Origin of the sequence: Gordonia sp. KTR9 (assembly GCF_000143885.2) — a bacterium.
GTDB lineage: Bacteria > Actinomycetota > Actinomycetes > Mycobacteriales > Mycobacteriaceae > Gordonia.
In genome coordinates, this window is the sequence record NC_018581.1 from 4,963,283 (window position 1) to 4,976,452 (window position 13,170).

Consider the following 13,170-nt stretch of genomic DNA (forward strand, 5'->3'; position numbering starts at 1 on the left):
TCACCTGTCAGCCGATGCGTCCCGAACCGCCGGAGATCCACTCGCCGGTGTCCGGGTCGAGCACCGCCGAACGGAACTCGCCGTCCGCGCCGATCTCGGTGATCTTGTCGACCTGTCCGTCCCGATCGCTGTCCGTGTACACGGTAAACCCGTCGGGACCGTTCCGGGTGAGGGAGTCGTTGATCCCGTCGTTGTCGGTGTCGACCTCGGCGGGTCCCAGATCCCAGATCCGGCCGTCCTCGTGCATCCACAGGTGGTCGTCGAGGTCGTCGGACGCCGGCGTCTCGTGCAGCGCGGCCACCGACTCGAACGACCGCGGGTCGTCGGAGCGTCCCACCTCACCGAACAGCGAGGACTCGTCCGCGCGGTCCGGGTCCGGGGTGTCGTCGGAGAACATCGGGTCCATCGGAATCACTGCTTCCCGTCGTCGTGGCCGGCGCGGGTGCCCGCGGCCGGTTCGTCATGCCGTCGATCGTCTCGATGCCCGGCGGGGTCGTCGGATTCTCGTCCCGGATCGTCGCCTCGGCCGGGATGCGCCCACAGCCGTTCCGACCGCGCGGTGAGATCGCGGCGGACGGCCTCGGCCCGCTCGCGCCGGACCCGGGCGTCACGGACATCGATCCCGCTGCGCACGCGTCGGATCTCCTCGTCGAGCCGCGCGATCTCCGTCGACACCTCCCGGTTGCGGCGTTCGTGAGCGCGGGCGATCTGCCCGGCGATCCGGGTCTCGGCAGCCGTGACGCGCAGCGCGAGCTGATGATCGAGTGTGGTCCGCGCCTCGGTGAGCAGCTCGGCCGTACGCGCCGCCCGCTCGGAACGATCCACCGCACTCCGCCGGACGCGGATCACCCACGCCGCGACCGCCACGCCCAGGAGCAGGGCGAGCGGCATGCTGATCCACTGGAGCGTCTGGACCGAGGCCATCGGCGCGACGACCAGCCGTCCGACACCCAGACCGGTCGAGGCGCCGATGACCACGAGCAGCGCGTCTTCGGCGCCCGCGCGCCGCGCCCGGCTGCTCGGTCGTTCGGTGTGGAGATCCACCGCGGGCCAGGGCTCGTCCGTCGTCGGCTCGGCGTCCAGGCCGACCAGGGCGGTCGCCCGCACGGCGTCGACGCGCTCGTCGACACGGTGACGAATGCGGTCGGCGAGTTCGGACCACCCGGTCCGGACCCAGGCGCCGTACTCCTTGTCGGCGACCGGGGCACGGTCGGCGGCGGCCGCCGCCAGATCGCGCACGCCGGCGTGCACTTCCGCCGACGACTGGGACCGGACACGGGACAGCCCGGCGCGGACGGCCGCCAGACGGTCCGTGCGCCCACGTTCGCGGGTGGCGAGCAGACGGCGGCGAGCGGTCAGGAGCTCATCGGCGTCGGCACGCGCGGACACCTCGTCGTCGGCGCCGGTCCCCGCGGAGGCGAGTAGATGCTCGACCGCGCCGATGCCCGCCCCCAGGCGGGCGCGCTCGTCGCGGAGTGCAGCCGGCGCGCCGGTCGCCTCGCGAAGCCATTCCGCGAGGGCCTCGACCCCCGACTCGTCCACGGCACCCCCCAGGGCCGCGACCGCGGACACCCCGAACAGGGGCAGCGACCCGAACGGGTCGAGGGCGGATCGGTGCGCACGCACGGTCCGCGGCCACTCCCAGAACGCATCGATCTTGGTGCACACGATCGCCACGGTCCCGACCTGCGCGCGCATCTGCTCGACGAGGGCTCGTTCCTCGTCCCCGACCGACGACGACGGATCCACGACCACGAGCGCCGCAGCAGCCGGTGCTCCGTCTCCCCGGGTGCGGGCGGCGATGTCGAGATCCGGGGCGAGCGCACGGCAGGCCTCGACCAGGGTGCGTACGCCCACCCCGTCGGTGCCGACGACCAGCACGCCGGTGCCGGTGCCGACGCGATCGGCGGCGAACCCGGTCAGCTCGCGTGCGTCGTCGAGTGCCGTGTCGGTCATCCGGCAACCCCTGCCCCGGCCAGCAGTCGTTCGGCCCCGGGTCGGTCGAGGCCGGCCGCGGCCGCTTCCTCCAGCCGGCAGCGCAGCTCGACCTCCCGCCAGTACCGGATGTGGCCGACGCGAGCCCCGAGGGGTCCCGCGAGATCGGGCACCCCGGAGGCGTCCCGGAGTGCCCTGCTCAGGTCCTGTGCAGTGGCGGCGACGGGTGACCGGGACTCGATGAGGGCGAGCGCGGTGTCGATGCCGTAGGCGTCGATCCGGCGCAGCAGCCCCTGGCGCAGGAGACGTTCGTCGGAACCCGGGCGTCCGATGAGGAACCGGCCCGCCATGGACGGCATCCCGACACCCGCGGCCGCCATCGTCGTCAGAGCCGCGAACTCGGCGGCGTCGAGGTCGGCGCACGCCAGCAACTGCGACACCGGATACACCGGTGTGCCCAGACGGGTCGCACACGTCGACGCGACCGCGACCGCGGAGTCCCAGTCGCCGTGGGTGTCGGCCTTGCCGAGCACCACGAGGACACGATCGGACGGCAGGGACGCGAGGAGTTCGCGGTCCGCGCGGCGGAGCAACCCGGCCAGGACGAGGAGCCACAGATCGGCGTCGGCAGCACCCTGCTCGCCCTCGCCGGGTCCGATCACGGTGAGCGACAGACGTTCTCGGAGAGCGCGGGCCATCGTGTCCCGGCCGGTCCCGGGCCGGCCGACGACCTGGACGTGCAACGGACGGAGAAACCGCCGGCCCGCGGCGGTCAGGACGGGCACCAGCGGCGACCCCGGGTCGACGAGATCGGCGAGACGGCCCTGCTCGGCAGCGACCGACAACTCGCTCCCGGCGGGCCCACCGCGCCGGCCGCCGTTCACCGGTGCCCCCACCGCAGCCTCCTCGTCATCCGACCCCCCGCGCATCTCGCGACCCGGCCCCGGCACGCCGACGACCCCCCGGACATCAGCGCACGTGAACCGCGGCAGGGCCGAGACTAATCGGGATCGGCGCGAACGGCGGAGCTACCTCCACATGCCGCCCGGAGGCCGGTTCGGCGCACATCCGGGCCGCCGCGACCACCCACGACTGCGGCAGCCGACTCGCCCGCGACTTCGTCGAGACGGCCCGATGCGCAACGATGGACGCGTGAACAACAGCCCCGACAGGTCCCGGTTGTACCCCCGCGTGACGAGCTTCCGCTTCCGCCGCGGCACCTTGACGACCGGCCAGCAGCGCAACTGGCAGGCGCTGTGGCCGGTTCTCGGCCGCGACCTCGAGATCGGCCCGGAGCGGGTGCCCGAGCCGCAACTCGACCTCACCGAGCTGTTCGGGCGCGACGCCCCGAAGGTCCTCGAGATCGGCAGCGGGACCGGCATCTCGACCGCGGCGATGGCCGAGGCCGAGCCCGACGTCGACGTCGTCGCCGTCGAGGTCTACAAGCCGGGCCTGGCCCAGCTCCTCGGTCTCATCGACCGCAACGGGCTCACCAATGTGCGTCTGATCCGCGGCGACGCGGCCATCGTCCTCACCGAGCTCATCCCGTCGTCGAGCCTCACCGGGATCCGACTGTTCTTCCCCGATCCGTGGCCCAAATCGCGGCACCACAAGCGGCGCTTCGTGCAGACCGGCACACTGGAGCTGATCGCCGACCGTCTGATCCCCGGGGGAGTGCTCCACATCGCGACCGATCACGCGGGGTACGCCGAATGGATCGCGGAGGCGCTCGCCACCCAGGACGCCGATCGCCCGCATGTCGTCCAACTGACCCGCGAGTCGCCGATCCTGCTGGAACGGCCGACGACGAAGTTCGAGGGACGCGCCGAGCGCGACGGCCGCTACGTCAGCGAGTTCGTCTACACGCGGCCCATCCCGCCGGTCACCGCGACCGGCGACACCCCGACGGGAGCCCGCCATGACTGATCACAGCCCCACCGGCTTCGCCGACACCATCGCCGGTCAGACGGGTACGCGCCGCATGCTGCTGGTGTGGGACGCACCCAACATGGACATGGGTCTCGGTGCCCTGCTCGGCGGGCGACCGACCGCGGCGCACCGCCCCCGATTCGACGCTCTCGGCCGCTGGTTGCTGCAGCGGACCGCAGATGTGTCCGCTCTCACCGACGGCGGCGGCGCGGTCGAGCCGGAGGCCACCGTCTTCACCAACATCGCCCCTGGTAGCGCCGACGTCGTCCGGCCGTGGGTCGACGCCCTACGAAACGTCGGTTTCGCCGTGTTCGCCAAGCCGAAACTGTCCGACGACAGCGACGTCGACTCCGACATGCTCGACCACATCGAGCTTCGCAGGCAAACTGTTGGACTAGCGGGCGTGATCGTGGCATCCGCCGACGGCCAGGCTTTCCGCGAACCGCTGCTCGAGGCGGTCGGGGACGGCGTGCCCGTCACCGTCATCGGATTCCGGGAACACGCCAGCTGGGCACTGAGCACCGAAGAAATCGAGTTCATCGATCTCGAGGACATCGCCGGCGTGTTCCGCGAGCCGCTTCCGCGCATCGGGCTGGACTCCCTGCCCGACGAGGGTGCGTGGCTCACGCCCTTCCGTCCGCTCAGCGCATTGCTACGCTGACCTGCGGCGTCGTGGCCGCCCGGGGGTCGTCGGCCGGTCGTCGGCGACCCGCTGTCGGGCGTCGGCCCAGGTGTGCTCGCGGGTGATCCGAGGCCGACGCCTCAGGGATCACTCAGGCAACACTGTCAGGATCTTTCGGGAAACTGACAGAATCGCCCCCGGCGCTCCGCGAAGGCGGGCGACCGGAGTGCCCGTCTCGTCGTCGTACACGAAAGGACATCAGCGTGTTCCGGTTCATCGGCACATTCGTCTACCGAATGCGCTTCCTCGTCATCGCGGTGCTGATCGCGATGATGGCCGGACTCGGACTGTACGGTCTCGATCTCGGCAAGCACCTCAGCCAGAGCGGCTGGTTCGATCCGACATCGGAGTCCGACACCGGTGCGCGGTACGCCGACCAGGCGCTGGGGCGCGACCACACCTCCGACGTCATCCTGATGATCACCCCGCCCGAGGGCACCCGCGTCGACGACAAGGCCTTCGGGGCCAAGGTGGAGACGTTCGTCGAGGATCTGATCGCGACCCATCCCGACATCGTCGGACGCGCCGATCCCGGCCTGTACGACCCGTTCCTCGTCCAGCCCGCACAGAGCACGCTGCAGGACCGGTTGTTCACCGAGGACGGCAGACACGCCTTCATCAGCATCGGTGTCGCCGGAGACGACGACACGACGGTTCTCGCCAACTACAAGACCATCGAACCGTTCTTCGACGACATCGCCGAACGGTTCGATCTACCCGGTACGACCTTCGAACTGGCAGGTCTGCAGCCGGTGGCCGGTTCCATGGCCGAGGGCATGGACAAGGACATCCACCGGGCCGAGGTGCTCGCGCTGCCGCTCGTGGCGATCATGCTGTTCTTCGTGTTCGGCGGCGTCGTCGCCGCCTGTCTGCCCGTCCTGATCGGCGGTCTGACCATCGCCGGGTCGCTGGGCATCATGAAGATCCTGGCGCTCACCACCGAGCTGAACATCTTCGCGCAGTCGGTGGTCACGCTGATCGGTCTCGGCATCGCGATCGACTACGGCCTGTTCATCGTGTCGCGGTTCCGAGAGGAACTCGGTGAGGGTTATTCGACGAAGGCCGCGGTCCGAAGAACCGTGATGACCGCCGGCCAGACGGTGGTCTTCTCCGCGACGATCATCGTCGCCGCGCTGGCGTGTCTGCTGATCATGCCGCAGGGATTCCTCAAGTCCGTCGCCTACGGCGCGATCGCATCGGTGTCCCTCGCCGCGATCCTGTCGATCACGGTCCTGCCGGCGATCCTGGGCATCCTCGGCCCCCGCGTGAACATGCTGTCGATCAGCACGATCATGAAGTACACCGCGGTGCCGCTGGCCCGCCGCTTCTCCGGCGAGGAACGCGCCGTGGCGATCGAGAACCGGTTCAGCGGTCGCATGAAGACCAGCCAGGAGGTCGAGAACGGCTTCTGGGGCCGGCTCGCGACCTGGGTGATGAAGCATCCGGTCCGGACCGCGGTCCCGACCGTGCTCCTGTTGCTCGCGCTGATCATCCCGTTCGGCAGCATCCAGTTCGGCGGTATCAGCGAGAAGTTCCTGCCGCCGGACAATCCCAACCGTGTCGCACAGGAGAAGTTCGACGAGTACTTCCCGAGCGAGCGGACCGAGGCCATCAAGCTCGTCATCATCTACGACGAGTCCAGTCAGACCGACCAGAACAAGCTCGACGCGATCGCCAAGCGCGCCGACGAGGTCCCCGGCTTCACGAACAAGTTCAGCGACCCCGACAAGTCCGACTTCGGCTCCTTCGACGCCGAGCGATACCCGAACGTGGGCGTCTACCAGGTGTCGGCGGGTCTGCAGGACCGGAACACCGCCGCCCAGGCGATCGAGCAGTTGCGCGCGATCGACACCGAGGGCCTCACGATGTACGTGGCCGGCACCCCGGCCCTGACGCAGGATTCGATCGACGCGCTGATGCAGCGGCTCCCGCTGATGGCGGTCATGCTCGTGCTCATCACCGGCCTGCTGATGTTCCTGCAGTTCGGCTCGCTCGTCCTGCCCATCAAGGCCGCGCTCATGACGGCCCTCGGTCTCGGTGCCACGCTCGGCATCCTCACCTGGATCTTCGTCGACGGCCACGGCGCCGAGCTGGCCAACTTCACCCCGGGCCCGCTGTTCGCGGCCGTGCTGGTGCTCATCATCGCGATCGTGTTCGGCCTCTCGACCGACTACGAGGTGTTCCTGCTCTCCCGCATGGTCGAGGCCAGACAGAAGGGTGCGAGCACAACCGAGGCGATCCGCAGCGGCACCGCGCACACCGGCGGCATCATCACCGCGGCCGCCGCCATCCTCGTCGTGGTCACCGGCGCGTTCAGTCTGTCCGAGATCGTGATGATGAAATACATCGCATTCGGCATGATCGCCGCGCTGATCCTCGACGCCACGGTCATCCGCATGCTTCTCGTCCCGTCGGTGATGAAGCTGCTCGGCGACGACTGCTGGTGGGCGCCGCGGTGGATGCGAGTGGTCCAGCGCAAGATCGGGCTCGGCGAGACCGTGCTCGACGACGAGCCCGACGAGCAGCGCGATGCCGGTGCCGGCGCCCGTCCGGTGAGCGCGGGCACCGTGGTGGCCGAGGCCCCGACGTCGGTGATGGCCGCGGCACGCAGGCAACCGGTCCCGGCGGGCGCAGTCCCCGGCCGGGGTCGGGTACCGGTGGGCACCGCGCGGTCCGCCACACCGGGCCGGCCGGCTCCGGACCGCCCGCACGGCACCGCCCGCCCGGGCGCACCGGCCGGCCAGACACCCGACCAGCGCACCGGTGCCGGACCGACACCGGCTCCGGCGGGTCCACCGGCAGGTCCCCCGACGACCACGGGACGCCCGAACACCGGGCCGACCCCGCCGCGCACCCCGCCGGCGCGCGTCGGACCGTCACCCGCACCCGGCGCTCCGAACCCCGAGCCGGCCGAACGCCGCCCGGTGGCGCCGTACCGTCGCTCCGCGCTGTCGAAGAGTGATCGTCCCGACACCGGTGGCTGGAGTCTCGGCGAAGGCGGCATCCGGCTCGGCGACGCCGCACCTCGGTCGGCGAACGGCGACCGTCCGACGGTCACTCCCCCGTCCGACCCGCCGCGCGTGCCGGAGACCGGCGGGCGCCCGAATCCGACTCCGGGCCCGGTTCGGCCGAACCCGGAGCCGACCGGCCAGCGTTCACCGCTCGGGCGACGGCCCGCCCTCGACGAGACCGGCCGCCGCCCCCTCGCGGCCTCGGTCAGCCCGGAGTCGTCGACCCCGTCGTCCCGTGGACGTCGCAGCGCCGGTCCCTCACCGATGGAGCGCGGCCTGAGCGCCGACGCGACACCGGCGGCCGCCTCACGACCCGACGGCGGGCCCACCTCGGGTGAGCAGGATCGCCCGGCGGACGACTCGACTCGTCGCCGTCGCCCGCGCACGGACCGGCACGCCCGGTCCGACGACACCGGTGACGACGGCCAGATCAGCGTCCAGGAGCTGCTGAAGCGGAGTCGCTCGCAGAAGTAGCCGGGGCTGACCTACCCCGGCGCCGCGCACCTCTGCCTCGGTCCGCGTGGATTCCCACATGTCGGCACGGAGCAAGTCAGAGAACGGTGTCGGGGTCTTTGCCTGTCAGCAGGCGGAATCGTTCCTTGTCGATATCGAGCCCGTGTTCGAGAACGGATTCGAGCATCCGGAGCCGCACGCCCTTCTCATTGGCAGCTGCCAGGATCTCTTCGACCTGCTTCGGAGACATCCGCAGTGTGAGTCCGGCCGAGATCCGCTGGTCGAAGTAGTCCCAATTGTCCAGTACCCACGACGCCCCGCTGCTGATGGCTACTGCCTCGCGCACGTCTTCCTCGGTAAGCCCGTAGGCCTTGGCGAATTTCATCATCTCGGATGCCACGGTGCGTGTGGTGGTCATGATCGCGTTGTTGCACAACTTCGCCACCTCGCCGCCGCCGAGCGTGCCGAGGTAGAGCGGACGACCTATGCGTTCCAACAGCGGTTTGTCTGATCCGACGGTATCCGGTGACGCGCCGACCAGGACCGATAATGTTCCGTTGACGCGATCCTCCACGCTGCCGCTGACCGGGGCGTCGTACAGGGTCGCACCCGTACCCTCGACCAGACGTGCGACCTCGAAGAGCGACGTCGGAGATACGGAAGACTGTATGACAACCGACTTCCCGGGACGCAGGTGTTCGACGAGCTCCTGTACCACCTGCTTGACAATGTGTTCGGGGTCTACGCAGACGATGATCGTGTCCGACGCGGTGGCGAGTTCACCGACGGAGCTCGCGGCCGAGGCCGTTTCGGCCACCAGTTTGTCGACGGCATTCGGGTCGATGTCGAACACGACAAGTTTCACACCAGTGCGCGCCAGACGAGTGGCGATACCGCCGCCCATGTTGCCGAGCCCGATATAACCTGCTGTGCCGGTGTATTTTTCATGATCCATGAGTTGCTGGCCTTCCTGTTGACGGTCCGCGGACTCGCCGGTTGAGCAAGCACCGACCCCGCAGGGGCAACCTACCCAGAATCCACGGGTCGGCGCACGTATCGATTGCGCGGTCACGCAAGTAATGGCGACCTGGCCCAGACCACGGCACCCACCTCCTCAACTGCCTACTCAACCCGCTGACGTGCAGTTCTGCTGACCGTTGGCGCGCCGTCATCCGCTGCGCCGCGTTTCGGCGGTGTACCGACCGCCACCTCGCCAGGCCATGACAGACCGAGAAGTGCAACCACGCGTTCACCGAATGCGTCTTTTCTCGCGACGCTCGTCCATCGCCCGCGCCCTCCCACGCGGTCATGATCGAGAAGTCGATATCCGAGTACTTCGCACGGTCAGGAGCGTCCATGGCGGACACATCCCTTCTCGAGGGTTCAACGGCTACGGCAGTCGTCTACGACGGACCGGAAGCCTTTCGGCTCGAATCGATTCCGCTGCCCGACCTCGGGCCCGGCGAACTCCTGGTCGAGATCGAGATGGCCGGCGTCGACGGTTCCGAGCTACACATGTTCCGCGGGGAGTTCGATCATCTGAACAAGCGGGCTCCGTTGATCTTCGGCGACGAGATCATCGGACGCGTCGTGGCCTCCGGTTCACCGTCGGAACGCGACGTGAAGGTCGGCGACCGAGTCACCGTGGAAGCACGTTGGCCATGCGCCGGCTGCCTGTTGTGTGACCGGGGCCAGTACTACCTCTGCGAGAACAATCCGAATCGTGAGGGCTACGGGCAGATCTCGATGAGCAAGGCCCCCGGACTCTGGGGTGGCTACGCGAGCCACGTCTTCGTCCCCAAGGCCGCACTGGTGTACCGCGTGCCGGAAGCGCTCGACCTCGGCTCGGCTCTGGTCGGGTGTTCGGTTCTGGCGAACGGCTTGCGGTGGAACAACTTTGCCGGCATCGGTGCTGGAGATCGTGTTGCCGTCCTGGGACCGGGGCCCCAGGGTCTCGCGTGCGCCGCGGTGGCCCATCGTGCCGGCGCGAAAGTGATCGTGATCGGGGTCGAACACGACTCGGAGCGTCTTGCGGCAGCCACCCGGCTCGGAGCCGAGGCCGCGCTGACACTCGTTCCCGGTGAAGAAGACCAGTTGCTGGATCAGGTGCGTGAGGTTGTCGACGAGGTCGACTACGTCATCGAGGCATCGGGTGCCGGCTCCGCGAAAGCACTGGCCATACGGCTGGTGCGCCATCAGGGAACCATCGTCAACGTCTCGGTCTCCGGCACCGCGCCCGCGGATTGGATGGCCTTCCTGCGCAAGGAGGTGACCATCATGCACGCGCTGTCTCACCCGCACACGGTCGAAGCCGCACTGGAACTCGCGGTCGAGATGAAAAACGAGGGAACCGATCTCGGCGAGCTGATCACCCACCGCTTCGACCTGTCCGAGGCGGCCCACGCGATACAGGTCGCATCGTTCAACACCGATGAGCGCCCGATCAAGGTGGTACTCGTCCCCTCCTCGACCGGAGATTCTGAAGGGGGTGAGTCGGCATGAAGACGTCGGCCCGAGAGCGCTTCGACAGCGTGGTGGATCGCGGGGTGCGTCCCCTGGGCGCATTCGTGATGACGAACGATGCGTCGACCAGCGCGATCTTCGCCTCGTCCGGCTACGACTTCGTCATCATCGATCGCGAGCACGGGATGATTGATCTGACGGCGGCGGTGAACCATGTCCGCGCCGTCGAGTCGGGCGGAGCCGTACCTCTGATCCGCGTTCTGGAACCCACCGCAGGTGCGCTCCAGCAGGCTCTGGATGCAGGTGCGCACGGGATCGTGATCCCGAAGGCCGAGGACACCACGGAGATCGAGCGACTCGTGAGCGCGACTCGGTACGAACCGGGCGGCCGCGGCAAGTGCCCGCAGACGCCCGGCGCCGGCTTCCTTGCCACCGAGTGGGAGGTGCGGGCCGCGCATCACAACCAGAACGTGCTGCTCATACCGCTGTTGGAGACGATGGCGGGGATCGAGAGCGCCGGACAGATCGCGGCCATCGAGGGCATCGACTACCTGTTCTTCGGCCCCGCCGACCTGTCCCAGGATCTCGGATTGGACATGTACGCCGACCGAGACAAGATCCGCGAGATCTTCATCGGTGTCCAGTCCGCTATTCGTCCGACCGGTGCGCGGATCGGTGCGCCCGTCGGATTCGGCCTCGACGAGGAGGCCGACTTCCTCACGATCGGATCCGACGTCGGCCACATCCGGACCAAGGCCGTCGAGGGGCTGTCACGGTTCCGGCCCGCAAACCAGTGATTATGCCGTGGATACGAGGAGGCTCGAGATGGACATCAATGCCAGGAGTGTCGGGCGCGTGACCGGCAAGAACAGCACCGTTGACGACGCCATCCGTGCGTTCACCGCCGGGGAGCTGGTGATCATCGTCGACGACGCATCGCGGGAGAACGAAGGCGACCTCGTCGTCGCCGCAGAATTCGCCACCGCAGCGCATCTGAACACGATGATCAACGAGGGGCGCGGCCTGGTCTGCGTCGCGGCTGACGGTTCCATCATCGACAGGTTGAATCTGCCGCAGATGGTCGAGTCGAACAGTGACAGCCACGGCACTGCATTCACGGTGTCGGTCGACTCCGTGGCCACCGGAACCGGCATCTCGGCCGCGGACCGAGCCACCACCGTACGCGCCATCGCCGATCCGGCCACCCAGCCGGCGCAGCTCCGACGACCCGGCCACATCTTCCCGCTTCGCGCGGTCGACGGCGGTGTACGGGTTCGGCGCGGGCACACCGAGGCCTCGGTGGACCTCGCCCGATTGTCCGGTCTGACACCGGCGGCCGCCATTTGTGAGGTGCTCGACGACGAGGGGTCCGCGGCCGACGGCGCCTACCTCCGTCGGTTGGCGCGCCGTCTCGACATCCCGCTGATCACGGTTGCCGAACTCGTCGCCCACCTCGACGCGCCTGACCACGTAGAGCCTCCTGTCGGTGCACGACTCCCCACGCGCTACGGGACCTTCTCCGCGGTGGCTCACCGAGACAGCAGCGGCACCGAACACCTGGCCCTCATTCTCGGGGATTTGGCGACGGTCGACGCTCCGCTGGTCCGCGTGCACTCCGAGTGTTTGACAGGCGACGTACTCGGTTCATGGCGGTGTGACTGTGGCGATCAGCTGGACCTCGCCCTCGCCGAGATCGGCGCCGCAGGAGTCGGGGCGGTCCTGTACGTGCGGGGGCACGAGGGTCGCGGGATCGGTCTCTTCGAGAAGATCAAGGCCTACGCCCTCCAGGACACGGGTTACGACACCGTCGAAGCCAACGTGCTCCTCGGGCATCCCGTCGACGCTCGCGACTACGGACCCGCAGTGGACATGCTGCGCATGCTCGAACTCGGTCGTGTCCGCCTGCTGAGCAACAACCCGGACAAGCTAACAGCACTGGAGCGGGCCGGCATCGAGGTCGAACTCGTTCCGCTCCGAACCCCCGTCCGAACGGACAACAGAGCCTATCTCGAGACGAAAACCCGGCTCCTCGGACACGGGCTCGACGGTCCGACCGGGTGCGCACCTGCACCGGAGCCCCCCACCCGGCAGTTCGGGACTACAGATGGCGACATCACCGCACTCGAGTCCACCGGACACGCGAAGAGAAAGGAATCCGCATGACCGACCTACAGGAGCCCGTGAGCACGGAGGTACTACGGGACGTGTGTGGCCGCTGGGCCACCGGGGTCGCCGTTGTCACCGGCCGTGACACCGACGGCAGCCCGTTGGGGATGGCGGTCAACTCGTTCACCTCCCTGTCGCTCACCCCTCCCCTGATCCTGTTCTGCCCCGGGCTCTCCTCGAGCACCTGGCCGGGAATCCGGGCGACCGGGCGATTCGCGGTGAACATCCTCGGTGCCGAGCAGGCGGCGCTCGCCGGCGCCTTCGCCCGCTCGGGTGGGCCGAAATTCGATGGGGTGGAACTCGACTCACTCCCGGACGGATTACCGGCCCTCCGCGGAGCCATCGCCCGCCTGGTGTGCGACATCGAAGAGATCCATCCCGGCGGTGATCACGAGATCGTCGTCGGACGAGTTACCCATACGGTGCAGGACGAGCGTCCGCCGCTGTTGTTCTACCGGGGGCGTACCTCACCCATGACCTCCAGCTGAGCGAGGTCCGATCCACGAGCTCAGGCTCTTCCCGATGGTTGGC

Annotated in this window: 11 protein-coding genes; 7 read left to right on the forward strand and 4 right to left on the reverse strand. The window is 68.8% G+C overall.

Annotated features, from left to right (window positions below; genetic code table 11):
- Window positions 1-7: 7 nt before the first annotated feature.
- The 3 genes from KTR9_RS22900 to KTR9_RS22910 are packed head-to-tail and all read right to left on the reverse strand — an operon-like array spanning window position 8 to window position 2,831.
- Window positions 8-415 carry a DUF6802 family protein gene (locus KTR9_RS22900; protein ID WP_443134911.1) on the reverse strand — a complete coding sequence of 136 codons (408 nt, stop codon included), beginning with the start codon at window positions 413-415 and terminating at the stop codon, window positions 8-10.
- Entirely contained in the window at window positions 412-1,956 is a 1,545-nt protein-coding gene (locus tag KTR9_RS22905) for a hypothetical protein (protein WP_014928348.1), read from the reverse strand. The genes KTR9_RS22900 and KTR9_RS22905 overlap by 4 nt, the downstream gene beginning before the upstream one ends.
- Window positions 1,953-2,831 (reverse strand): hypothetical protein, encoded by an 879-nt coding sequence (locus KTR9_RS22910; RefSeq protein WP_044508217.1) that lies wholly within the window; start codon window positions 2,829-2,831, stop codon window positions 1,953-1,955. The genes KTR9_RS22905 and KTR9_RS22910 overlap by 4 nt, the downstream gene beginning before the upstream one ends.
- 238 nt (window positions 2,832-3,069) lie before the next feature.
- Here KTR9_RS22910 and trmB point away from each other — a divergent pair, with 238 nt between their 5' ends.
- The 3 genes from trmB (at window position 3,070) to KTR9_RS22925 (ending at window position 8,031) form a co-directional block, all read left to right on the forward strand.
- Complete coding sequence (trmB, locus tag KTR9_RS22915) at window positions 3,070-3,861, forward strand: tRNA (guanosine(46)-N7)-methyltransferase TrmB (RefSeq protein ID WP_014928350.1); 792 nt, start codon at window positions 3,070-3,072, stop codon at window positions 3,859-3,861.
- The gene (locus KTR9_RS22920; RefSeq protein WP_014928351.1) at window positions 3,854-4,525 is read left to right on the forward strand and encodes an NYN domain-containing protein; all 672 of its coding nucleotides are present in this window, start codon (window positions 3,854-3,856) and stop codon (window positions 4,523-4,525) included. The genes trmB and KTR9_RS22920 overlap by 8 nt, the downstream gene beginning before the upstream one ends.
- Before the next feature lie 224 nt (window positions 4,526-4,749).
- The gene (locus KTR9_RS22925; protein ID WP_014928352.1) at window positions 4,750-8,031 is read left to right on the forward strand and encodes an MMPL family transporter; all 3,282 of its coding nucleotides are present in this window, start codon (window positions 4,750-4,752) and stop codon (window positions 8,029-8,031) included.
- A gap of 76 nt (window positions 8,032-8,107) precedes the next feature.
- On the opposite strand, the gene KTR9_RS26585 is transcribed toward KTR9_RS22925, so the two are convergent.
- The gene (locus tag KTR9_RS26585; RefSeq protein WP_148281227.1) at window positions 8,108-9,082 is read right to left on the reverse strand and encodes an NAD(P)-dependent oxidoreductase; all 975 of its coding nucleotides are present in this window, start codon (window positions 9,080-9,082) and stop codon (window positions 8,108-8,110) included.
- A 284-nt stretch (window positions 9,083-9,366) separates the two neighbouring features.
- On the opposite strand from KTR9_RS26585, the gene KTR9_RS22935 reads away from it, so the two are divergent.
- Genes KTR9_RS22935 through KTR9_RS22950 form a run of 4 tightly spaced genes read left to right on the forward strand, consistent with a single transcriptional unit; the run spans window position 9,367 to window position 13,127 of the window.
- Window positions 9,367-10,512 (forward strand): zinc-dependent alcohol dehydrogenase, encoded by a 1,146-nt coding sequence (locus KTR9_RS22935; RefSeq protein ID WP_014928354.1) that lies wholly within the window; start codon window positions 9,367-9,369, stop codon window positions 10,510-10,512.
- Entirely contained in the window at window positions 10,509-11,270 is a 762-nt protein-coding gene (locus tag KTR9_RS22940; protein ID WP_014928355.1) for an HpcH/HpaI aldolase family protein, read from the forward strand. The genes KTR9_RS22935 and KTR9_RS22940 overlap by 4 nt, the downstream gene beginning before the upstream one ends.
- A 28-nt stretch (window positions 11,271-11,298) precedes the next feature.
- Window positions 11,299-12,636: a 3,4-dihydroxy-2-butanone-4-phosphate synthase gene (ribB, locus tag KTR9_RS22945; protein ID WP_014928356.1), complete on the forward strand. Its 1,338-nt coding sequence runs from the start codon at window positions 11,299-11,301 to the stop codon at window positions 12,634-12,636.
- Window positions 12,633-13,127 carry a flavin reductase family protein gene (locus tag KTR9_RS22950; protein ID WP_044507335.1) on the forward strand — a complete coding sequence of 165 codons (495 nt, stop codon included), beginning with the start codon at window positions 12,633-12,635 and terminating at the stop codon, window positions 13,125-13,127. Before ribB ends, KTR9_RS22950 begins: the two co-directional genes overlap by 4 nt.
- Window positions 13,128-13,170: the final 43 nt, after the last annotated feature.